Here is a 19,936-nt window from a genome sequence, read left to right on the forward strand (position 1 = left end):
CTTTGGTCTGTACCAGTCAAGGGTGTAGACCAGTCGGATCTGACAACGTTGGCACCGAACCGCCCCCCGACGGGCGGAGGTTGAGCGACTCACCGCCTCCGCCGGCCCCACGCACACCGGACAACTCACGGACACCGGCGGGCTCACGGCCACTGCCTGGCACGCACACGCCGACGGCCCGGGCCGTCCTCGACGGACCCGGGCCGTGTCGTCGCGCGGCTCAGCGCAGCGGCTTCTCCAGCACCGCCTTGCGGTGGCTGAACGTGTCGATCGAGTAGCGCCCGTGGTAGCTACCCATGCCGCTCTCGCCGACTCCGCCGAACGGCAGGTCGGAGACGGTCAGATGAGCCAGCGGGAGACCGAACCCGAGGCCGCCGGAGGACGTCTCGGCGGCGAGGCGGTGGCGCGTGTCGTCCGACTCGGTGAAGGCGTACAGCGCCAGCGGCTTGTCGCGGTCGTTGATGAAGCCGATGGCCTCGTCGAGGTCCGCCACGGTGACGATCGGCAGGACCGGGCCGAAGATCTCCTCCCGCATCACGGGCGACGCGGGATCGACGTCGGCCAGCACGGTCGGCGCGATGTACTTGGCGGCCCGGTCGGACGTGCCGCCGATCACGGTCCGCCCGGAGTCGAGCAGGGCGCCGAGCCGGTCGAAGTGCCGTTCGTTGACGATCCGTCCGTACTCCGGGGAGGTACTCGGGTCGGCTCCGAAGAGGGCCTCGACGGCGCGGGCCAGCTCCGGCTCCAGGGCGCGCGCGGTCGCGGGGTCGGTCAACACGTAGTCGGGTGCGACGCAGGTCTGCCCGGCGTTCAGGAACTTGCCGCGCACGAGACGGTCGGCGACGACGGCCGGATCCGCGTCGCGGTCCACGAACGCCGGTGACTTGCCGCCCAGTTCGAGGGTGACCGGCGTGAGGTGCTCCGCGGCGGCCCGCATGACGACGCGGCCCACGGTGCCGTTGCCGGTGTAGAAGATGTGGTCGAAGCGCTCGGCCAGCAGGGCCGTGGTCTCCGGGACGCCGCCCTCGACGACGGCGACCGCGTCGGTGTCCAGGTAGCGCGGCAGCAGTTGGGCCAGTGCGGCGGACGTGGCGGGAGCCAGCTCGCTGGGCTTGGCGACCACCGTGTTGCCCGCGGCCAGCGCGCCGAGCAGCGGCGTGAGCAGGAGCTGCACCGGATAGTTCCAGGGGGCGATGACCAGGACGACGCCGAGCGGGTCGTACCGCGTCCACGCCGTGGCGTCGGTGCCGAGGTGTGCGGGGACGGGCGCGGACTCGGGGCGCAGCCAGGTGTCCAGGTGCTCGAGGGTGTGGTCGATCTCGCGGATGGTGAAGTCGATCTCCGTGCGATGCGCCTCGGTGGAGCTCTTGCCGAGGTCCTCGTGGAGCGCGGCGGCGAGGTCCTCACCGTGGGCGGTGAGCAGCTCGCGCAGCTGCTTCAGCCGGCTCGTGCGCCATTCGAGGGGCTGGGTGCGGCCGGAGCGGAAGGTGGCGCGCAGCCGGGCGACGACGTCGGCGGGCTGCTCGGGGGTGGAGTGGTTCACGGTGCCTCGCTGGTCGGGCGCGGCCGTGAAGCCGCGCGTGGTGCTCGTGAGCTGGTCGGACGTCTCGATGTATATACCAACCTTTCATGTGCCCAAATAAATTCCGGGCACTCCGGCCTCCGTGTTTCCGCGCGGCCGTCGGCTCGTCCCCGCTCTGTGCGTCGGTGAGTCGTACGGCATTCACGGACCGCGGGGTGCGTGAACGGGCTCCATCTCCGCCCCGGTCGGCGTCAGGGAGGCTCGGCGGGCGGGGCGGGCGGGGTTGGGTCCGTGCGGCGCTCGTCCAGCTCCCTCCGGCGGCGTTCCAGGACGGCACGCTCCCCCGGGTTGGCGGTCAGCGCGAGGGCGGCCTCGTAGGCCTGGGCCGCCTCCGCCCGCCGGTCCAGGCGGCTCAGCAGATCCGCCCGTACGGCGTGGTAGGCGTGGTACCCGTCCAGGTCCAGTTGTCCGGTCAGGGCGAGGGCGGCCTGCGGACCGGACGTCTCGGCCACCGCGACGGCGCGGTTGAGGGCGACGACCGGGCTCGGGGCGAGGGCCATGAGCTGGTCGTACAGCCGGCGGATCTGCCACCAGTCCGTGGCGGCGGCGTCCGGAGCGTCGCTGTGGACGGCGTTGACGGCGGCCTGGATCTGGTAGGGGCCGGGCCGGTCGCGGCGCAGGCACCGGCGTACGAGTTCCTGCCCCTCGGCGATCAGCTCGCGGTCCCAGCGGGAGCGGTCCTGGTCGGCGAGGAGAACCAGCTCCCCGTCGGGGGTCTCACGCGCGGGACGCCGGGACTCCACCAGCAGCATCAGCGCGAGCAGCCCCAGGGCCTCGGGCTCGTCCGGCATCAGCTCGGTCAGCAGGCGCCCCAGACGGATCGCCTCCCGGCACAGGTCGGGCCGGCCGCCGTACCCCTCGTTGAAGACGAGGTAGACGACGGCCAGCACCCCTGCCACGCGGTCGGGCAGGTCGGCGTCGCGCGGGACCCGGTACGGGATGCGGGCGTCGCGGATCTTGGCCTTCGCCCGGACGAGCCGCTGGGCCATCGTCGGCTCGGGCACGAGGAAGGCGCGGGCGATCTGCGCGGTGGTGAGACCGCCGAGCAGCCTCAGGGTCAGGGCGACCTGCGCCTGTCGGGAGAGGGCCGGGTGGCAGCAGGTGAAGATCAGACGGAGCCGGTCGTCGCGCACGGGGCCCTCCTCGGCCGGTGCGTCCGGCGCGTACAGGCGGGCCGCCTCCGCGTGCCGGCTCTGCCGCGAGGACTCGCGCCGCAGCCGGTCGACGGCGCGGTTGCGGGCGGTGGTGATGATCCAGCCGGCCGGACTCGGCGGCACACCGGTCTCCGGCCAGGTCCGCACGGCCGTCGTGAACGCGTCCTGGACCGCTTCCTCGGCGTGGTCGATGTCGCCGAGGAAGCGGACGAGCACGGCGACGGCGCGGCCGTACTCCGCGCGGAACACGGCCTCGATCTCCGCGCCGGTGGTCTCCATCAGCCGTCGGCTTCGCCCATGAACGGGCGCACCTCGATCGGGAGCGTGGTCGCCCGCGCCGCCCTGCGGCCCCAGTCGAGGGCCGCGTCGAGATCGGGGGCCTTGATGAGGCAGATCCCGCCCAGGTACTCCTTGCTCTCCGTGTAGGGGCCGTCGGTGACCAGGACGTCGCCGCCCTCACCTGCCCGCAGCACGGTGGCCGTCTCCGGGCCGTGCAGTCCTCCGGCGAAGACCCAGGCGTCGGCGGCGCGCAGCTCGGCGTGGAACCCCTCCACCCTGTGCATGATCTCTTCCAGCACCTCCGGCTCAGGCGGCTCTCCCACCGGCTGCATCACGCTCAACAGGTAGTGCTTCATGACGTGTCCTCCTCGGTGTCGACCCGCTTGTCACTGCCTACACGAACGGGAGACCGCGGGATCGACACCGGACACGACGACACCGGGAGGATTTTCTCCGATGACCACCGCACCGCACCCTCTCGTCACCCGTGCGCGGCGGCTGGCGGCCGAGCTGCTGGCGCCCGCGGCGCAGCGGGTGGACCAGGAGGGAGTGCCGGCCGGCCACCTCGACGCGATCAGGCGGGCGGGGCTGCTCGGGGTGAGCGCTCCGGTGGAGTACGGCGGGTCGGCCGCGCCCGCCGCGGTGGCCCGGGAGGTCGCCGAGATCCTCGCGGGCGCGTGCTGCTCGACGTGGTTCGTCCAGACCCAGCACCACACGCCGGTGCAGACCCTCGCCAGGAGCGACCTGCCGGTGCGGGAGCGGCTGCTGGGTCCTCTGGCGCGTGGGGAGCTGCTGTCGGGGGTGGCGTACGCGCAGCTGCGGGCGTTTCCGCGCGTGCCGGTCCGGGTGACGCGGGAGCGCGGCGGGCGGCGCTTCGACGGGACGGTCCCCTGGTACACGGGCTGGGGCCTGAACGATGTGATGCTGCTGGCCGGTGTGACCGAGTCGGGTGAGGCGCTGTTCGCGTTCACGGAGGCACGCGAGCAGCCGGGGCTGCGTCCGTCGCCGCCGATGCGGCTGGCGGCGCTCACCGCCTCCCGCACGGTCTCCCTCGCGCTGGACGGCCTGTGGCTCCCTGAGGAGGCCGTGGCGCTGCGCGTGCCGTTCGAGACGTGGGCGGCCGCCGACCGGCCGAGGAACACCAACGCCTCCCCGGCCGTCTTCGGGGTCGCGGAGGCGGCGCTCGCGCTGCTGGACGGCGATCCCGTCGCCGGGGAGACCGCGCGTGACCTGCGTGCCCGGCTGGGCCGGGTGCGTGAACAGGCGTACGCGCTGGCCGACCATCCCCACCCGCAGGAGCGCGTCGCGGAGCGGCTGGCCTGCAAGACGCGGGCCTACGACCTGATGCGGGCGGCCACGACGGCGGCGGTCGTGGCCGGCGGCGGACGGTCGATGGACCTCGCCGGCCCGGCGCAACGGCTGGCCCGGGAGGGGCTGTTCCTGCTGGTGCAGGGCCAGACGACCGAGGTACGCACGGCGCACCTCGCTGCGCTCGCGACTCCCGAGGACGAGGCCTGAGCGGCCACCCGGCTCGGCTCGGCTGACGGCTCCCCCGGACCCGGACGCGGGGTGCCTGGCCGGCGGACGGCACCATCCCCGGGGACAGGTACCTGGACCAGATGCAGTCCGACGCCGTGAAATTGCGGCGGGCCGCCGACCGGGTTGCCTACGCAGCCGACGTCAGCCGAAGGCTGTCGGAGTGCTGCTGGAGAGCAAGAGAGGACAGCTCATGGGCGTGTACGAGTCGATCAGAGGGGGGCTGGAGTGCGACGCGACGCAACTCGCCGCCGTCCGCAAGGTCATCTCCTCTCATGAGGACGACCACTACTCCGATGGGTGGGGCTCCCCGCGCCGACACGTCAACTGGGCCCACTACATCTTCTACGGGGCTGACATCCGTGAGTCCGCCGTGGACTGGTTCGCCGACCAGATCAAGGAGATCGCTCGGATCCCCGCTTCCGACGATGACGGAGACCTCGTCCAAGGCCTGTTCCTCGTCAGCCACGAAATTGCCGGAACGAGCGAATGGCAGGTCCGTGATGGCCGGCTCTTCACCTCGCCGGCGGGCACCAGACACCGGTTCGTCGACAGGTGACCCGCACGTAGCGGGGGTTACGACACCCTGCTCCGCCATTGCCCGTCCAGCGGCCCCTGGTCGACGGCAAGGCGGCGAGGGCGAGTTCAAGTGGCAGCCGCTCCTCGCATCCTGGGTCAGGGACAGGAAACGGCGGCAGCCGCAGCGGGCCTGTCCGCGACGTGGCCCCGTCGGTCACTGAACACCAGACGCGCATAATTCGACCCTTATGCCCGAATTATTTCTGACGTGTCGGACATCACTGAATCCGCCTCGAGTTGGCCAACTCGGCTGCCCGACAGGAATGTCGAAGGATTACCGGCATGCTTCGGCGTCGGTCGAGCACTTGCGGATTGGGTTCGCCTCACGCAGAGTCCATGACCATTCAGTCTCCACCACTCACCTCTCGATCATGGCTCGACTGCCACATGGGGGCGAAAGGTCACGCGTACATGCCAATGAATTGCACAGTTGATACGCCGAAGCACCGTCGTTCGCGCGCTATGCGAACGAAGCTGGCAGCACTTTCGCTCGCCACTGCCGCAGTGGTCGGAGGGCTCCTTACACAAACAGACCCGGCGGATGCCGCCACCACCAACATCGTGGTCGATTCCCTGTCCGTATCGGCGGCCGCGAACGGACAGACCAAAGCCACCGCCACGGTCCATGGCATCAGAACAGTCAAACTGCAGGCGCTGACTGTCGCCGTGCGATCCGCCGATGGCGGTCAATACGACTTCCCCGGGGCCACCGCGACCACTCTGAGGACCACGCCCACCACGTACACCTCGGGCTCGCGTACATTCCCGGCGGGCGCCTACACATATTTCGTCGCGTACAAGTCTCACGGCAACTGGCACAGCCTCTCCCCGGTGAAGTCCTTCACCTCCGGCACCGGCTCCACAACGATGCCAACACCGACGCCGACGGCTTCGACTCCTGCGTCCACCCCTACGCAATCGCCGCCTCCCGTTCCAACAGCTACACCCACCCCCAGCGCACCATCCTCTGCGCCGCCCTCGAACGCCGCTGCGCCCGTGGGTATCGCCGGCGCATGGCGCCCTGTATTCAGTGACGAGTTCAATGGCACCCAGCTTGACGGTTCCAAGTGGAACTCGAACTGGTTCGGTTGTTCCGAGTGCGACACCAAGCCGCCCAACTCCGCTGAAGGGTCCGCCTATTCTCCGTCCCAGGTCACTGTCGGCGACGGCTCCCTCCATCTCAAGCTCATCGCAAAGCCGACCACCGTCAGCGGCAAGACGTATCCCAACGTTTCCGGCCTGGTGACCAGCAACGGAAAGGCACAGTTCACTTACGGCGCTTTCGAGGCCCGCATCTATACGCCCTCCTCCGGAACGCAGATGGCCAACTGGCCGTCCTTCTGGCTGGACGGACAGAACTGGCCGACGGATGGCGAGCTGGACGTCCTGGAGGGCCTGGGCGGCTCGGCCTGTTATCACTTCCATTCCACGGCAGGCGGTCCGGGAGGTTGTGCTTCCGGCAATTACTCCGGCGGCTGGCACACTTTCGGCGCCGAATGGAAGCAGGGTTCCGTTACGTACTACTACGACGGCAAGCAGGTCGGTCAGATCACCTCCGGGGTCACCTCCGCCCCGATGTACCTGATCCTCAACAACGCCATCAACCCCAGTCACAGCGGAACCAACCTGGTCCCCGCGGACATGATGGTCGACTACGTGAGGGCCTGGCAGCGCTGATCCCGTCGACGCCCCGGGCGACGGCGACTCACGCCCGTCCCAAGGAGATCGGCCCCCGAAGCGCCGATGCCATGGGACGGGCGATGTACGAGGCGAGTGGTCATGTACTGGCACTGGGGCCAATCGGTGCGCTGCAGGACTACGGCATCGGCCTGCTCGCACGCCTTGGTCACGTCCACGGCGCCACTGGTGGCCGGGTGCGGAGCAGACTGAACGGCGCCAGGATCCGGCCCGCCAGACCGTGCGCACCTCGCCCAGCCTGCCGCGATGCAGCGGATGGTTGCCGATTCGGCAAGGAGCACGGGCACCACTCCAGCAAGCCCACCGCTACGGTCCATTCCGAGAATCTCGTCCGGAAAGGTACGATATGGGTAGAAATTCTCAAGCTATTCCATAGCTTCGACGGCTGCATACCGACCCTGTTCATGGATTCCCCGCATGCGCGGGTCGTGCAGCGGAAGGCCTGGCAAGGTCTGGTATGAAGACTCCCGCCAAGATGTCCTCGCTCTCCGGTTTGCTGCCCCTCTACTTCCCGCGCGCACTGGCAGGCCTCGACGACCGCCTCCGGGCTCACTGGCTCATGCGCGGCGCCGGTCGCAAAGACATCACCGTGGTCCGGCGACCCTCGCTGCCCGAGGCGGGCCTGCTGGTCTTCGAGCTGCGACACGGCGCAGGAAGACTAGTGGTCAAGCACCCCAGGAATGAGGCCGGGGCCCACGTCATGGCGCGAGAGCGGGAAGTCCTGCAAGAACTCGAGGCCGACAACCGACTCGCTCCCTGGCGTCCTCTCCTGCCCCGGCTCGCCGGCTCTTCCGAACCCTCGGGAACCGTTGCCCAGAGCCGGCTCCCGGGCATTCCGGCTGAACGACTGATCCTGGACGCCCCAGAGGACCCGTTCGCCGTCGCAGCTCCCGCCATGCGGCTGCTGGCCGAGCTGCGGGCCGCCACCGGCCGTGGCCGCAAAGCGGCCGACCGTATCCCGGCCTGGTGCGAGTCGCAGCTGACCGCCCTCTCCGCCGGAATGCCTCTCTACCGGTCCGGTCGGCGAGCGGCCGGATTCGAGACCCTGCGCCACCGGCTGGACGCGGCCCTGGCCGGAGCTGTGCTGACCGAGGGCTGGACCCATGGCGACTACCACCCCGGCAACGTGCTGCTCGACGGCGACCCCCTCCAGGTCACCGGTGTCTTCGACTGGAGCAGCGGCCGCGCCGACGGGCCGTGCGAGATAGACGCCTACTCCTTCGTCATGGCCTTGCGCAGTACCGTGACCGGCCGCCCGCTGGGTGGCCTGGTCGCCGATACGCTGCGCGCCGGCCGGGTACCGGACGCCGACCGTGCCCTGCTCGCCCTGGCCGGACTGAACCCGGACCACGGTGTCGCCGACCCGGTGGCCATTCCCCTGCTGAGCTGGCTGTGGCATGTGGCGAACAACGTCCGCAAGTCTCCGAGGTTCGGCCGCAGCTACGGCTGGCTCACGCACACGGTCGCACCCGTGGTCGACGAATGCGCCCGCTGGGCCGGTACGCGGCCGTGACCCGCCTCGGCGCCGCGCGAGACGAAACTGGCTGCCGCTTGCGCCTTCGGCCCCGTGTTGCGGTTCGTCGCGAGCAGTGGTTTCGCCGCGCGCCGAGTGGCCGGCGCCGTCGCGGCCGGGATGCGCACCCGTCCATGACGTCACGGGGTGTGGTGCTCGGAGTGCTCATGTTGTTGTCGGTGGCATGCGGCGGCTGCACTTCGACGCCCGGAGCGGAGGTGCCGCGGCCTCCGGTACCCGGCGACTGGCGCATGGCCTTCCACGACGAGTTCGACGGCTCCCGTCTCGCCACGGACCGCTGGACCACGTGCTACGACTGGAACGAGCGCGGCTGCACCATCAGCAGCAACAACGAACTGGAGTGGTACCAGCCCGGTCAGGTCGCCGTGAGCGGGGGGAAGCTGACCCTCACCGCCCAGCGCAGGGCCACGCCAGGCAGCGACGGAAAGGTCTACCCCTGGGCGTCCGGCATGATCTCCACCGGCCGGGACAACTGGTACGCCCAGCCACGAGAGACCTTCACCTACGGCTACTTCGAGGCGGCGATCCACATCCCGGCGCAGGCCGGGATGGCACCGGAGTTCTGGATGATGCCCGCGAGCCGCTACACCCCACCCGAGATCGACATCATGGAGTTCCTCGGCTCACCGAATCAGCTGGCGATGTTCGTGCACTGGCGGAACGCCGAGGGCGCCAAGAGGAAGCAGAGGGGGACCTTCACCGCGGCCGGGTTCGCCGAGGGCTTCCACGTCTTCGCGGTGCTCTGGGAGAAGGACAGACTCGTCTGGTACGTGGATGGGGTCGAACGGTTCCGGGTGACCGACCCGGAACGTATTCCCCACGTGCCCATGGAGGTCATCCTCAACCTGGCCGTCGGCCTGCCCTACGCGCCGTCCGCGGACAGCGTCTCGGCGCGCATGCTCGTGGACTTCGTTCGAATTTGGCAGCGTTGACACGCCGTCAGCGGTCCGTGCGACTGCGGCGCCCGGTCGATGGTCACGCGGGTATCGCCCGATACGGCCGACCGGTCGCCGCTCTCGCCCGGCGGTAGGCCCGCCAGCCCTTGGTCCGCAGTCCCTCGGGGAAGGGGGCCACGGGGGCTCCCCCACCTCTGGTCCAGAGCGCGAAACGGTCCCGACCCGTGTCCGCCCGGACCATGAGCCGGGCGAACTGCAGCGGATCGTCCCTCTCCGAACTAAAGGCCGACGTCGAGCGGATGGCGGCGGCCGAGATCCAGCCGGCCTCCCGTACCAGCGCGCGAACGCGCGGGCTGGAATAGCCGTGTGGGTAGGCGAAGGAGTCGACACGGTGCCCGAGCTCGTCCTCGATCCGCTGCTTGCAGCCGGCCACCTCCTCCCGCACCGATGTCGGGGGCAACGTGTCCAGTTGCGGATGGGTAAGGGTGTGTCCACCGATCTCGACCCCCGCCGTGTCCAGTTCCCTGACCTGGGCCCAGCTGAGCGTCGCCGCGGACGGGAACGGCCCGCCGCCCGACGGCCGTCCAGCGGTGGTGAGGGCGCCTGTGGTCACGTACAGGGTCGAGCCGAGTCCCCGTGCGGCGAGCAGCGGAGCCACGGTGGAGGCGAAGTCCGCGTATCCGTCGTCGAAGGTGAGGACCGCCGACCGAGGTGGCACCGGAGGGCCGCCGAGCAGTGCCGCGACCAGCTGCCGCAAGGGGATCACGCGCAGTCCGCTGTCGGCGATCATGTCCAGGTGCTCCACGAACGTGCGGGGACTCACCGTGAACTGCGCCAGCCAGCGCGGCGAGTCGTTCGACACCGCGTGATAGAGGAAGACGGGTACCCCGCTCATGAGCCGGCCGTCGCGGGTGACTTCGCTGCTTCCTGCCTCCGGGAGAGGTCCTGGGAACCCAGCGGCCGGACCGATCCGACGAGGTAACCGGCGACGGTAGCGCACACACCCCCGGACAGCGCCCCGATCGTGCGCAGCGCGCCGGGGCGCCGGATCCCGGTCAGGTTGCGGGCGAGGGCCCTGGGGATGGTCGACCGCACGTACGCGCGCTCGCTGGCCAGCGCCGGTCCGCTGCCGCAGCGCCGTGCTACGAGCGCCTTGGACAGCCCTTCGATGTAGCAGCGGTTGCGGAAGTAGGCCCAGCTGGCGCGGGACTCGGGGACCCGGTGCCGTACCTCGGCGGCAGGTTCGTACATCAGGACGGCCTGCGGGCTGCGGGCGGCGATCCGCAGACACAGGTCGGTCTCGTCGCAGCTCGCCACCGGACGGCTGCCCACGCGTCCGAGTGCGTCGAGGAAGCCGCCCACCGCGATGAGTTCCCTCCGGCGGAAGGACATGTTGGCGCCGATGAAGTTGCGGACGCGGGCGGCCTGTCGGGGCTGTCCCCGGTAGGAGCAGCCCACCACCCAGTCGAATTCAGGCGGGAACCACACCGGTCGCCGGGAGGCCCACCGCGGCCGGACGAACCCGCCGACGCCCATGACGCGGGGATCGCCGTAGGGGGCCAGCAGGCGGCCCGTCCAGCCCGGTTCCGCGGTGGCGTCGTCGTCGAGGAAAGCAACCACCTCGGCACCTGAGACCGCCACTCCGGTGTTGCGGCCCCCGGACAGACCGCGCCGCCTCTGGTTGCGCACCACTCGGACGCCGGACAGCTCCCGCGCGGCCCGCTCCAGGAGGTCCTGGTTGTGGTCCACCACCAGCACGACCTCGTCGGCCGGCGGGTCCTGGACCAGTACCGACCCGATCGCGGCCCGCAGGTCGTCCCACCGGTCGAGGGTGTAGGCGCAGATGACGACCGACAGGGTGGGGACGGTGCGACCGGTTGGAAGTGCGCTGTTCATGATGACCCTTCAGCGACGGGGACGAGCCAGCGGGACCAGGAAACGAGCAGGAAGACGGCGATCACGCACTGGGTGACGAGCCAGGCGATGCCTGCGCCCACGACACCGAACTCCGTGAGCAGCAGCGGGGTGAGCCCGAGCACCAGGACGCACATCGCCGCCTGCAGCGCCACCGCCCAGCGCAGGCGCCGCCGCGCCCGGGCCACGTCAATGGCCACGCTCAGCAGCAGGTTCGGCAGGGCGGACAGGGCCAGCATCCGCAGCAGCGTGGTTCCCTCGGCCGCGTACGCGGCACCGAAGAGCGACAGGATCTGTGGAGCCGCGGCGACCAGGACGACCGTGACTCCGCCGAGCAGCAGACCCGAGTGGCGCAGGACGCGCAGGGACTGCTCCACGAGTCGTTCGGGCCCGCGCACTGACTCCGCGAGCAGCGACGTCCCCATGTTGCGGGCGAGCAGATAGGGCACATAGGCGAGGCTCCAGGCCACCGCGAAGTAGGCGCTCTGTTCGGCGCCGAGCTTGTTCAGCACGATCAGCGGGACCAGGGTGTACGCGGCTACCCGGAACAGGGCGCCGAACCAGTCGGCCGCGGCGTAGCCGAGCATGCGGGGCGGTGGTGGCACGGTTTGCCTTTCCCGCTCGTGGCGGGGAATCCCCCTGCGTATCAGAACGGAGTTGGCCACGATCAGCGAGATCACGAGAGCTCCGGCCCACGACAGCAGGATCCCCGAGAAGAGGCCCAGGGCGGCGCCCAGAGCGAGTAGCAGGATCTTCGCGAGGGCGAAGATCAGGTTCTCGCCCACGACCCAGCCCGGCAGACGGACCGCGGTGAGCGCGCCGTCCTGCAGGACGAACACGGCGTAGCCCGCCGTGGCCACCACGAAGCAGATCGCGGTGACCGGGGACAGGAGGAAACTGAGCCTCGGCGCGACCACCGGTACCAGCGCGAGGAATGCCACGGCCACCACCACGCTGAAGGACATGCTGGTCGCGTAGCAGGTGAGGACGAGTCGGCGGGTACGGCGGCCGGCGGTCGGTACGAACCGCACCAGGAAGTCGTTGAGGTTGAGCTGCCCGATGCCTGTGAGCAGGAGGGACGCGGCGAGTGCCGAGGAGCTCAGGCCCACGGTCCGCTCGTCGTACAGGTGCGTCGCGAAGATCCAGAAGAAGAAGCCGAAGGCGGCGTTTATGAGGGAACTGAACGCGAGGACGTGTCCCGTGCGCAGTACGCGCTCCCGCGGGAGCGCGGCGCCGATACCGGCGCGCAGCATGCCCAGGGGGCGTCGTCGCATTCCGGCGCGTCTCGCGGCCGAGTCGGCGATCGGGCTGGTTCCCAAGGCGCTCACCATCAGCTTCCCGCGTCAGCGCCCGTGAGCCGTCCGCGGAGGTACCCGCAGGGGCCGTAGACCATCCCCCGTGCTTCCAGGAGCGCCAAGCGCCGGGACCACTCGGCCTCGGGATGGGCGCCGCGGTCGCGCGATCTGGTCATGGCGTAGCGGATGCCGCGGGGCAGCCGCCGCAGCAGTGCGGGCAGCAGACGCGGGTTCCTCAGCAGCGCGCCGGTGAGATAGGCACCGAGGCCGGCACCGTAGCCGAACGCCTGAGCGGCTATGGCGTCCCGTGTGCGGCGATGGCAGTGCCAGACGATGGCACTCGGCTGGTAGGTGAGGGTGTGACCGGCCGTCAGGATCTCGAAGAAGGCGAGCAGATCGTCACCACCCCGGCCTGGGGTCCCGGCGCCGGTCGCGGGGTCGAAGCCGCCCAGGGCGCGGAGCACGTCGGTACGGAATGCCATGTTGGCGCCCGAGCCGAAGCGTCCGGCAGTGAAGGGGAACAGCGGGTCCGCCGGCGGATCGATCAGTGACCAGCTGCGCGCCACGTACCCTTTCGCGAAACCACCCTGCAGTTCGAGGGCGTTCTGGGCCGGGGTCTCCAGTTCGGCGGGCACGATCAGTCCGGTGACACAGCCGATCCGCGTGTCCCGTGCGAAGGTCTCGGCCAGCGCCGACAGCCATCCGGGGTCGACGAGCGTGTCGTCGTCCGTGAAGGCGACGACGGATCCGCGCGCCTTGGCGAGCCCCAGGTTGTGGGCACGCGCCAGCCCGGCGACGGGGTCGTGGACGTAGCGGACCCGTCCGGTGAAGTCCCTGCGGACCAGGGCTTCGGTCGCACCGTCGGCTGGGGCGTTGTCGACCACGATGATCTCGAACTCGGGGTACTGCGAGCGCAGCAGCGTTTGCAGGCAGCGTCGCAGTTTCTCCGGCCGGTCACGGGTGGCCACGATCACGCTGATGACGGGTGTCCGGTCGAGTGCCTGGGGTCGGTCCGCCCGCCACTGTTCTTCCGTGGCACCGTCGTCCGGTCCGGTCCGGTCCTCGGCGCGGTGCCGCGCGAGCTGCCCTGCCAGTTCCACGTGCGCTGCGCCGGCCAGCGCCCGCCACAGGCCGTCGGGTCCGGAGGTGTCCGCGGCGCTGACCATGCCCAGGGGACGACCGTGCATTCGTACGAGTGCCCGGGCCTGTCCTTGTGGCTGGACCTGGCCCCGGTCACCGGGCAGCCGGAACTCGCCGGGACGGGCCAGATCGATGTCCACCACTGGCACCGGGGGCCGGAGGAGAGGGGAGCGGACCGGGGCGGACTTCACGCCGAGCTCCTCTCGGCGCGAGCGGCGGAGGGCCGGGCGCCCGGCCGTTCCGCGAACAGGGTGCGGAGTACCCGGCGTCCGTCGGATATGGCGTGGAGGTTCGAGCAGCCGCTGCGCCGGGGCAGTTCCAGACTGGGGACCTCGGCGATGCGCAGGCCGGAGCGCAGGGCGTGCACGATCATCTCGGCCTCGATTTCGAAGCCCGCGGCATGCAGGTCGAGCTGGTCGAGGAAACTGCGGCGGAAGGCGCAGAAGCCGTAGCACAGATCGGTCAGGCGGGCGTGGTACAGCCGGTTGGTGGCGATCAGGAGCGCGTGGTTGCCCATCTTGCGGATGGGGGTGAGGTCGAGCGAGCCACCGCCCGCGACGAATCTCGAGCCCTTGACGAAGTCGTAGCCGTGGTCGAGGAAGTGCACGAAGTGGGGGATCTCCGCGGGGGACATGCTGCCGTCGGCGTCCATCATCACCACGTAGTCGCCCTTGGCCTCGAGGAAGCCGGTACGCAGCGCATTGCCCTTGCCACGGCCGCTCTGTCGCACACTGTGCACGGTCGGCAGGCAGTACTGCGCCATGGGGATCGTGGCGTCGGTGGAGTCGCCGTCGACGAGGATGACCTCGTCCACGCAGGCCGGGATCTGCTCGAATACCCACGCGATGTTGCGCGCCTCGTTGAGGGCAGGGATGACCAGGCTGACGGCGGCCTGTGCCCCGGCTTCCCGGTCGCTACTGGTGATCGGTTCGTTGTACATGATCATGCGTCTCCGAGTGACACCTACAACATATATTTACAACGTATATGTACACATTCGCCCGATTTGCGAGTGGAGTCAAGCGAACAGGAGAGAGGGCTCGAAAACCGCCCCCGCCGGGCAGGCGGGGGCTGAGCGGGTGTTTCGGGCCTACGGGACCGCGGCGACGCCTCACGTGAACGCCTGCGGCACCTCGGCGAGGTCGCAGCGGCGCCTCAGTCCGAGGCCGGCAGCTCCGGCCGGCCGGGGTCAGCCGTCCCTGGGTCCGCGTCCGGAGTGACTCGCGGTGCCCGGCGCCGATGTCCGCCCGGCCACGTCATCAGGGCCAGGACGGTTGTGGCGGCGGCGAGCGCGAGCAGCGCCCGGGTGACGGTGAACGCGTCGCTCAGGAACAGGGGCACCGCGACGAGCACCGCCATCGACAAGCTGACCGTCACGGCAAGGACACCCCCCTCCAGAACCGCCGTGCGGTCCGTGGCGCCCACGGTGCCCGCCCGGGCCCGACGGGAGGCGGCCAGCCCGGGACAGGCGATCAAGAACGCCGTCGTCACCACGACGCGCAGGATCAGGGCGTCCGGCAGGAAGGTGACCACCGCCAGAGCCGCCCAGCCGGACAGCGCGAGTCCCAGCCGCAGAGAGGTCATCGTCCCGTTCCGCCCTTCGCGCCCTGATACCGGTAGACCACCACGTCCTTGCCGCGGAAGACGGGGATGTAGTCCCGGTTCTTCGACAGGGCCGATTCCAGGCGCAGCAATGTATTGGCGGGCAGAGCTCCTCTTTGGTAGATGTCGGCCGCCTGGGCCCGGCTCAGGATGATGTACGCGGGCTGTTGCGGGGTGGCCCGCTGGACGAAGCCCGCCAAGCCCTTCACCGGATCCTTCACCAGGCGCCGTCGGTCGCCGATGTCCTGCTCGTCCAACTGCACCTGGGCGTTCTGGTCGTAGTGCAGGTACAGGCCGGGCACGGCCGACGTGAGGGAGACGATCGTGGATCCGGGCGGCGAGGTGGCCGCGACGAAACGTCCGGCAGCCACCTCGTCCTTCGTGAAGTAGTTCGCCGATTCCTTGCCGTAGTAACCGAACATGAGTCCCGCGAGGAGGACGAGCAGCACGGGATAGACGGCCGGCACATGAAGGCGCGGCCGAAGGCCCGGCTTGCGGAGGAGGGCCGCGATCAGGAACGAGGCCGCAGGCAGTGCGAAGAGATAGGCGCGAAAGATCATCTCTCCGCCGTAGGCATTCGCCGCCAGGACCGGAAGCGGAGCGACGACGAGAAGGGGCAGGCCGGTGCGGCGGACCCAGGGGCGGGTCAGGAAAGCGATGCCCGCCAGCAGGAAGACCGTGGCGGACAGACTCCGGTCGACCCACGCCACCACGACGTGGCCCGGGGCCGCGGTGCCGAGGGCGGCCAGCCCCGAGACGACATTGGTGTCGGGCTTCAGCAGCGCGCCCAGGAAGTCGTTCAGGTTCGCCGAGATGTAGGGGCGGGCGACGGTGGCGTCCCAGGCCACGGTGAGCAGGACCGTACCGGCCAGGGCGGGCAGTACGGCCCGTCGGTTGCGCCGCGGAAGCGACAGCACCACCAGTGCGCTGATGAGCATGAGTGGTGTCAGCGGGTGCGAGGACACGATGACGGCTGCGATCACCATGACCAGCACGAATCGGCCCACAGGCCATCGGTCCTTGTGGATGCCGTCCGCACCGTACAGCGCGGAGGTGGGCAACTGTCCCATGATCAGGGCGATCACCGTCACGAAGAGCAGGAACGCGAAGGCCTGGGGGGCGAAGTAGTCCTGCCCCACCCAGGAACACGAGTAGTAGACCCAGGCCGCCCCCCAGATCAGCCGGCGGTCGCGGGTCACGGTCCGGTAGAGCAGCAGCAAGGGAGCAAGCAGCACGGCGTTGAAGACGGGCGGGGTCCAGATCGCGTAGCCGAGCGCCGAGTCCAGACCAGCGGCCTGCACGAAGAACGCGTTGAGGTCGAAGAATCCGGGCCATTGGTTGTAAAGGGCGAGCTTGTCCGCGTTGGGTACCTCACCGCGGTTGCGGATCACCGCGTCGACGACCGCGACGTGTTTCCATGCCCAGCTGTAGCGAAGTGTCGGATAGAGCAGTGTGGGGGTCGCGTGGATGACCGCGATCAGCCCCAGGACGTAGCCCGCGAACCATCCACCGCCGGTTCGTCGGCCGGTCAGCGCCAGGCAGAAGCCGAGGGTGAGCAGGCCGACGGCGACCCAGAAGAGGACCGGCAGCACCTGCAGCAGACCGTAGTCGCGCATCCCGGCGAGATCCACGTGGCGCAGGGACAGCAGCCAGAGGGCGAGAGCAGCGGGAAGGATCAGGCGCGTCGCCCACTGGAGCGCCGTGGTCCGGTCGGAGGGGCGCCGCTCCCCGGCGGCACCGGGCCGCCGGACCGCGGCGTTGGTGAAGGACGCCACGCGCCCGCCTGTCAGCGTCTGGAGCTTGCCCATGAAGAAGTCTCCCGGGGAACCGGTACTCCCACGACGCCTCTCAGGACGCTGAACGCCGACTCCTCGAGGGGACCGGCCGTCCTCCCACGGCCGACGGAGGCGTTGACTCGACGCATGTGGCACCTTCCGGTTCCGGCCTGTCGGTCTCCCGCCCTGTTACGACGGCCGTAGGCGACACGTCCGTCGGCACCCCCGCTTGTCGGTCCAGATCAGCGCTGGATGTCGACCAGGAAGAGGTATCAATACCGATTGTGACGGTATTTCCGATTGCTGCAAGTGGCGGTTCGCGGCGGTCGCGCGCGGCGCGCGTCGAAACGGCCCCCGGACAGAGAGCGGTGAAGCCACAGGTGAGAGGCGTAGGACTGGGGCCGGGACGCCGTTCGGCGAGAAAACTCCTCGCATGGGCGGCCGTGATGGCGTCGCTCCTGACCACTGCGGGCTGTGACGACTCACCGGGTCGAACCGGGCTTCCCCGGCCGGACCACATCGTCGTGGTGATCGAGGAGGATCAGCCGTACGGCGCCGTCATCGGAAGCGCGGAGGCCCCGTACCTCAACCAACTGACCCGGCAGGGGGCCTCCCTCACCCAGTTCTACGCACTCACCCACCCCAGTCAGCCCAATTACCTGGCGCTCTTCTCGGGCTCCTTCCTGGGGGTCGACGACGATTCCTGCCCGCACAGACTCACGTCGCGGAATCTCGGCTCTCAACTCCTCCAAGCCGGCCACACCTTCGTGGGCTATGCGCAGAGCATGCCGCGCGTCGGGTTCACCGGCTGCGCCGACGGCGCCTACGTGCGCAGGCACAACCCGTGGGTGAACTTCGACAACCTTCCCGCGTCCGCCAACCGCCCGTGGACCGCGTTCCCTCGCGACTTCACGGATCTGCCGACGGTCGCGTTCGTCGTCCCGGACCTCGAACACGACATGCACGACGGCGGTGTGCGGCAGGCGGACACCTGGCTGCGGAACAATCTCGGCGGCTACGCCGAATGGGCGATGACCCACAACAGTCTGCTGGTCGTCACCTGGGACGAGGACGATGCGAAAGGACCCAACCATGTCCCCACCATCCTGGTGGGTGAACATGTCCGGCAGGGCGACCATGCCCAACCGAACAGTCACTTCGGACTGCTGGGCATGATGTTGGACGCCTACGGCCTGAAACCCCTTCATCACAGCGACGATGCGGAACCCGTCGACGTGGGGTGACCACGGGAGGGAGGAGACCTTAGGGGTCCTGAAAGCGAATCAGGCGTTTGACGGCCGTCCGCAGCCGGCGATCGGCGGCCGAGACGGGAAGCCGTTCCCGGAGGAGCCGCGGAGAGTGGAAGCACTCCGCGCCGAACCCCGCCTTGAACTCGGCGAGCGAGGACTGCGGGACGGACTCTCCCATGTCGAACGTCCGGCAGGCGGCCTCGCATGCGTCCTCGATCGCCAGCCCGTAGAGCAGGGGGATGGCGCGCACCGGATGCGCCAGTTCGCGGTCCATAGCGCTGCGCCACATCTTGGCGTGACCACCGTGGCGCAGGACGATGCACGCCCCGGCTGGCTCACCGGCGCGCCAGGCCATCCAGATCGCACACCGGTCACCGAACCGGGCAGCCACCTCTTCCAGCCGGCTCAGAGGGAACTCCCGCGTTCTGCGCCAGCGGGCCAATGCCAGCGGTTCGTGCTGCTGTTCGGCCCAGCGCACGATCGACTTCCGGTACAGGTGGTAGAAGGCAGGAACCAGCCGGCCGCCGCGATCCACCTCGACGTCCATCTCCGAGCGCTCGGCCCGTCGGATGTCCCGCCGCCTGCGACGTCCGAAACGCTCCTCCCAGACGGTGCCGAAGCCACCGTCGAGATTCACCATCTGCGTCATGTGGGGCTCGAGATCGAAGCCGGTCGCGGCGTTCGCCCATGCGGCCTGGCCCGTCGGCCGCAGCCGCACACCGACCCGGAGCGCGCGCAGCCGCGCGAGGTCCGCGAGGACCGCACGTGCCTCCGCCGGACTCACGCTTTCCGCGCACACCGGCCCTCCTATGCCCCATTGGGCAGGCCAGGACTCCTCCACGCCCAGGATCCGCGGGCGGTGTCTTCTGGCGACCATGGGGAGCACGAGGCGTCGGCCTCGCTCGAACTCGTAGAGGCGGCTCGCGTCCCGGTACGGCCCTGTGGCGCACAGGCAGTCCAGCCAGAGTGGAGTCTGACTGGGGTTGGTGTCCGGATCCTTGCCCGCCAACTCCCACCAGACGGCGCGTGGAGCCGGTGTGGTGATGTGCGCGAGACCGGCCGGAGTGTCGATCACGAGCTCAGCAGGTGCGTTCACGGGCCTCTCCCGCCCGGCGCAAGGGTCCCGCGAGGACGACGCTCGCGGACCGAGGACCCACGTGCCCACCACCGATGCTAGGCGGGGCATCCGGGCCGGGCATCTCGGTGGGATCGGGTGCCGGACGTCCATTCCGGGGGCCTTTGCAGCGAAAGGAACTCCGATGCCCCACTCGGAGGGCCGGCATCTTGGGCGATCAGACGGGAGGGCCAACCACGTCGGTGTTCCGGCACGACGATCCCGCCGGAATTGTCGAGTTCGTAAGGTCGACTGGCATCGTCATAGGAATCAGTGGCGCAATTAGAATTCCGAGCAGGCCGGGATCCAGGTAATCAGCGCTCCGTCACTCCCGCCGACCAAGCGCTGCCACCTGGCTCGACGCGTTCTCCATCACTCAGCAGGCCGCACCTTGGTCACGCTCCGGCCGCGTGGCTCCCGACGGAGGGGGCAAGTGGCCTGGTGGATCCTCACGAGCGGCAGCGACAAGCCGCCGCCGCGGTCGGCGCCGGGGCGAACGCAACCCCCGGTCTCTCCCTCTACGCCAAATTGCGGAACGCCAAGGTGAAAGGTATTATCACTTTAAGTCAGGAATACTAGCGACCGGAA

17 protein-coding genes are annotated in these 19,936 nt (G+C 69.7%); 6 read left to right on the plus strand and 11 right to left on the minus strand.

What is annotated here, in order from left to right; all coding sequences use genetic code 11:
• Positions 1–220: 220 nt before the first annotated feature.
• The 3 genes from ACZ4VA_RS11220 to ACZ4VA_RS11230 form a co-directional block, all read right to left on the minus strand.
• Positions 221–1,543: an aldehyde dehydrogenase family protein gene (locus ACZ4VA_RS11220; RefSeq protein ID WP_356164232.1), complete on the minus strand. Its 1,323-nt coding sequence runs from the start codon at positions 1,541–1,543 to the stop codon at positions 221–223.
• A 230-nt stretch (positions 1,544–1,773) separates the two neighbouring features.
• Positions 1,774–3,015 (minus strand): RNA polymerase sigma factor, encoded by a 1,242-nt coding sequence (locus ACZ4VA_RS11225; protein ID WP_355785135.1) that lies wholly within the window; start codon positions 3,013–3,015, stop codon positions 1,774–1,776.
• The gene (locus tag ACZ4VA_RS11230; RefSeq protein WP_355785138.1) at positions 3,015–3,371 is read right to left on the minus strand and encodes a YciI family protein; all 357 of its coding nucleotides are present in this window, start codon (positions 3,369–3,371) and stop codon (positions 3,015–3,017) included. The genes ACZ4VA_RS11225 and ACZ4VA_RS11230 overlap by 1 nt, the downstream gene beginning before the upstream one ends.
• 100 nt (positions 3,372–3,471) lie before the next feature.
• Here ACZ4VA_RS11230 and ACZ4VA_RS11235 point away from each other — a divergent pair, with 100 nt between their 5' ends.
• The 5 genes from ACZ4VA_RS11235 (at position 3,472) to ACZ4VA_RS11255 (ending at position 9,294) form a co-directional block, all read left to right on the plus strand.
• On the plus strand, positions 3,472–4,533 hold the full coding sequence (locus ACZ4VA_RS11235; RefSeq protein ID WP_355785141.1) for an acyl-CoA dehydrogenase family protein: 1,062 nt from the start codon (positions 3,472–3,474) through the stop codon (positions 4,531–4,533).
• Between the two features lie 181 nt (positions 4,534–4,714).
• The gene (locus ACZ4VA_RS11240; protein ID WP_468080924.1) at positions 4,715–5,110 is read left to right on the plus strand and encodes a hypothetical protein; all 396 of its coding nucleotides are present in this window, start codon (positions 4,715–4,717) and stop codon (positions 5,108–5,110) included.
• A 482-nt stretch (positions 5,111–5,592) separates the two neighbouring features.
• Positions 5,593–6,807 (plus strand): glycoside hydrolase family 16 protein, encoded by a 1,215-nt coding sequence (locus tag ACZ4VA_RS11245; protein WP_468080926.1) that lies wholly within the window; start codon positions 5,593–5,595, stop codon positions 6,805–6,807.
• Between the two features lie 478 nt (positions 6,808–7,285).
• Positions 7,286–8,341, plus strand: coding sequence for a phosphotransferase family protein (locus ACZ4VA_RS11250; protein WP_452921189.1), 1,056 nt, complete (start codon positions 7,286–7,288; stop codon positions 8,339–8,341).
• Between the two features lie 218 nt (positions 8,342–8,559).
• The gene (locus ACZ4VA_RS11255; protein ID WP_355793169.1) at positions 8,560–9,294 is read left to right on the plus strand and encodes a glycoside hydrolase family 16 protein; all 735 of its coding nucleotides are present in this window, start codon (positions 8,560–8,562) and stop codon (positions 9,292–9,294) included.
• A 43-nt stretch (positions 9,295–9,337) separates the two neighbouring features.
• On the opposite strand, the gene ACZ4VA_RS11260 is transcribed toward ACZ4VA_RS11255, so the two are convergent.
• The 7 genes from ACZ4VA_RS11260 to ACZ4VA_RS11290 all read right to left on the minus strand — a co-directional run bounded on the left by ACZ4VA_RS11260 (position 9,338) and on the right by ACZ4VA_RS11290 (position 17,017).
• Positions 9,338–10,153 carry a polysaccharide deacetylase family protein gene (locus ACZ4VA_RS11260; protein ID WP_452921191.1) on the minus strand — a complete coding sequence of 272 codons (816 nt, stop codon included), beginning with the start codon at positions 10,151–10,153 and terminating at the stop codon, positions 9,338–9,340.
• On the minus strand, positions 10,150–11,154 hold the full coding sequence (locus ACZ4VA_RS11265; RefSeq protein ID WP_389389321.1) for a glycosyltransferase family 2 protein: 1,005 nt from the start codon (positions 11,152–11,154) through the stop codon (positions 10,150–10,152). Before ACZ4VA_RS11265 ends, ACZ4VA_RS11260 begins: the two co-directional genes overlap by 4 nt.
• On the minus strand, positions 11,151–12,446 hold the full coding sequence (locus ACZ4VA_RS11270; RefSeq protein WP_356164249.1) for a lipopolysaccharide biosynthesis protein: 1,296 nt from the start codon (positions 12,444–12,446) through the stop codon (positions 11,151–11,153). Before ACZ4VA_RS11270 ends, ACZ4VA_RS11265 begins: the two co-directional genes overlap by 4 nt.
• A 56-nt stretch (positions 12,447–12,502) precedes the next feature.
• Positions 12,503–13,798, minus strand: a complete 1,296-nt coding sequence (locus ACZ4VA_RS11275; protein WP_356164251.1) for a glycosyltransferase family 2 protein — start codon at positions 13,796–13,798, stop codon at positions 12,503–12,505.
• Positions 13,795–14,547 (minus strand): glycosyltransferase family 2 protein, encoded by a 753-nt coding sequence (locus ACZ4VA_RS11280; RefSeq protein WP_356164253.1) that lies wholly within the window; start codon positions 14,545–14,547, stop codon positions 13,795–13,797. Before ACZ4VA_RS11280 ends, ACZ4VA_RS11275 begins: the two co-directional genes overlap by 4 nt.
• Before the next feature lie 215 nt (positions 14,548–14,762).
• Complete coding sequence (locus tag ACZ4VA_RS11285) at positions 14,763–15,191, minus strand: hypothetical protein (protein ID WP_356164255.1); 429 nt, start codon at positions 15,189–15,191, stop codon at positions 14,763–14,765.
• The gene (locus ACZ4VA_RS11290) at positions 15,188–17,017 is read right to left on the minus strand and encodes a glycosyltransferase (protein ID WP_356164257.1); all 1,830 of its coding nucleotides are present in this window, start codon (positions 17,015–17,017) and stop codon (positions 15,188–15,190) included. Before ACZ4VA_RS11290 ends, ACZ4VA_RS11285 begins: the two co-directional genes overlap by 4 nt.
• Positions 17,018–17,508: 491 nt before the next feature.
• On the opposite strand from ACZ4VA_RS11290, the gene ACZ4VA_RS11295 reads away from it, so the two are divergent.
• On the plus strand, positions 17,509–18,228 hold the full coding sequence (locus ACZ4VA_RS11295; protein WP_355794057.1) for an alkaline phosphatase family protein: 720 nt from the start codon (positions 17,509–17,511) through the stop codon (positions 18,226–18,228).
• A 19-nt stretch (positions 18,229–18,247) separates the two neighbouring features.
• Here the strand turns inward: ACZ4VA_RS11295 and ACZ4VA_RS11300 are convergent, their stop codons facing one another.
• Positions 18,248–19,330 (minus strand): GNAT family N-acetyltransferase, encoded by a 1,083-nt coding sequence (locus tag ACZ4VA_RS11300; protein ID WP_468080932.1) that lies wholly within the window; start codon positions 19,328–19,330, stop codon positions 18,248–18,250.
• Positions 19,331–19,936: the final 606 nt, after the last annotated feature.

Source organism: Streptomyces sp. NPDC028308, assembly GCF_055565855.1.

Excerpts from the sequence above, each read along its gene's own strand:
- ACZ4VA_RS11225 (WP_355785135.1), bottom strand. The coding sequence starts at position 3,015 with ATGGAGACCACCGGCGCGGAGATCGAGGCCGTGTTCCGCGCGGAGTAC.
- ACZ4VA_RS11230 (WP_355785138.1), bottom strand. The coding sequence starts at position 3,371 with ATGAAGCACTACCTGTTGAGCGTGATGCAGCCGGTGGGAGAGCCGCCT.
- ACZ4VA_RS11235 (WP_355785141.1), top strand. The coding sequence starts at position 3,472 with ATGACCACCGCACCGCACCCTCTCGTCACCCGTGCGCGGCGGCTGGCG.
- ACZ4VA_RS11245 (WP_468080926.1), top strand. The coding sequence starts at position 5,593 with ATGCGAACGAAGCTGGCAGCACTTTCGCTCGCCACTGCCGCAGTGGTC.
- ACZ4VA_RS11250 (WP_452921189.1), top strand. The coding sequence starts at position 7,286 with ATGAAGACTCCCGCCAAGATGTCCTCGCTCTCCGGTTTGCTGCCCCTC.
- ACZ4VA_RS11260 (WP_452921191.1), bottom strand. The coding sequence starts at position 10,153 with ATGAGCGGGGTACCCGTCTTCCTCTATCACGCGGTGTCGAACGACTCG.
- ACZ4VA_RS11265 (WP_389389321.1), bottom strand. The coding sequence starts at position 11,154 with ATGAACAGCGCACTTCCAACCGGTCGCACCGTCCCCACCCTGTCGGTC.
- ACZ4VA_RS11270 (WP_356164249.1), bottom strand. The coding sequence starts at position 12,446 with ATGCGACGACGCCCCCTGGGCATGCTGCGCGCCGGTATCGGCGCCGCG.
- ACZ4VA_RS11280 (WP_356164253.1), bottom strand. The coding sequence starts at position 14,547 with ATGTACAACGAACCGATCACCAGTAGCGACCGGGAAGCCGGGGCACAG.
- ACZ4VA_RS11285 (WP_356164255.1), bottom strand. The coding sequence starts at position 15,191 with ATGACCTCTCTGCGGCTGGGACTCGCGCTGTCCGGCTGGGCGGCTCTG.
- ACZ4VA_RS11290 (WP_356164257.1), bottom strand. The coding sequence starts at position 17,017 with ATGGGCAAGCTCCAGACGCTGACAGGCGGGCGCGTGGCGTCCTTCACC.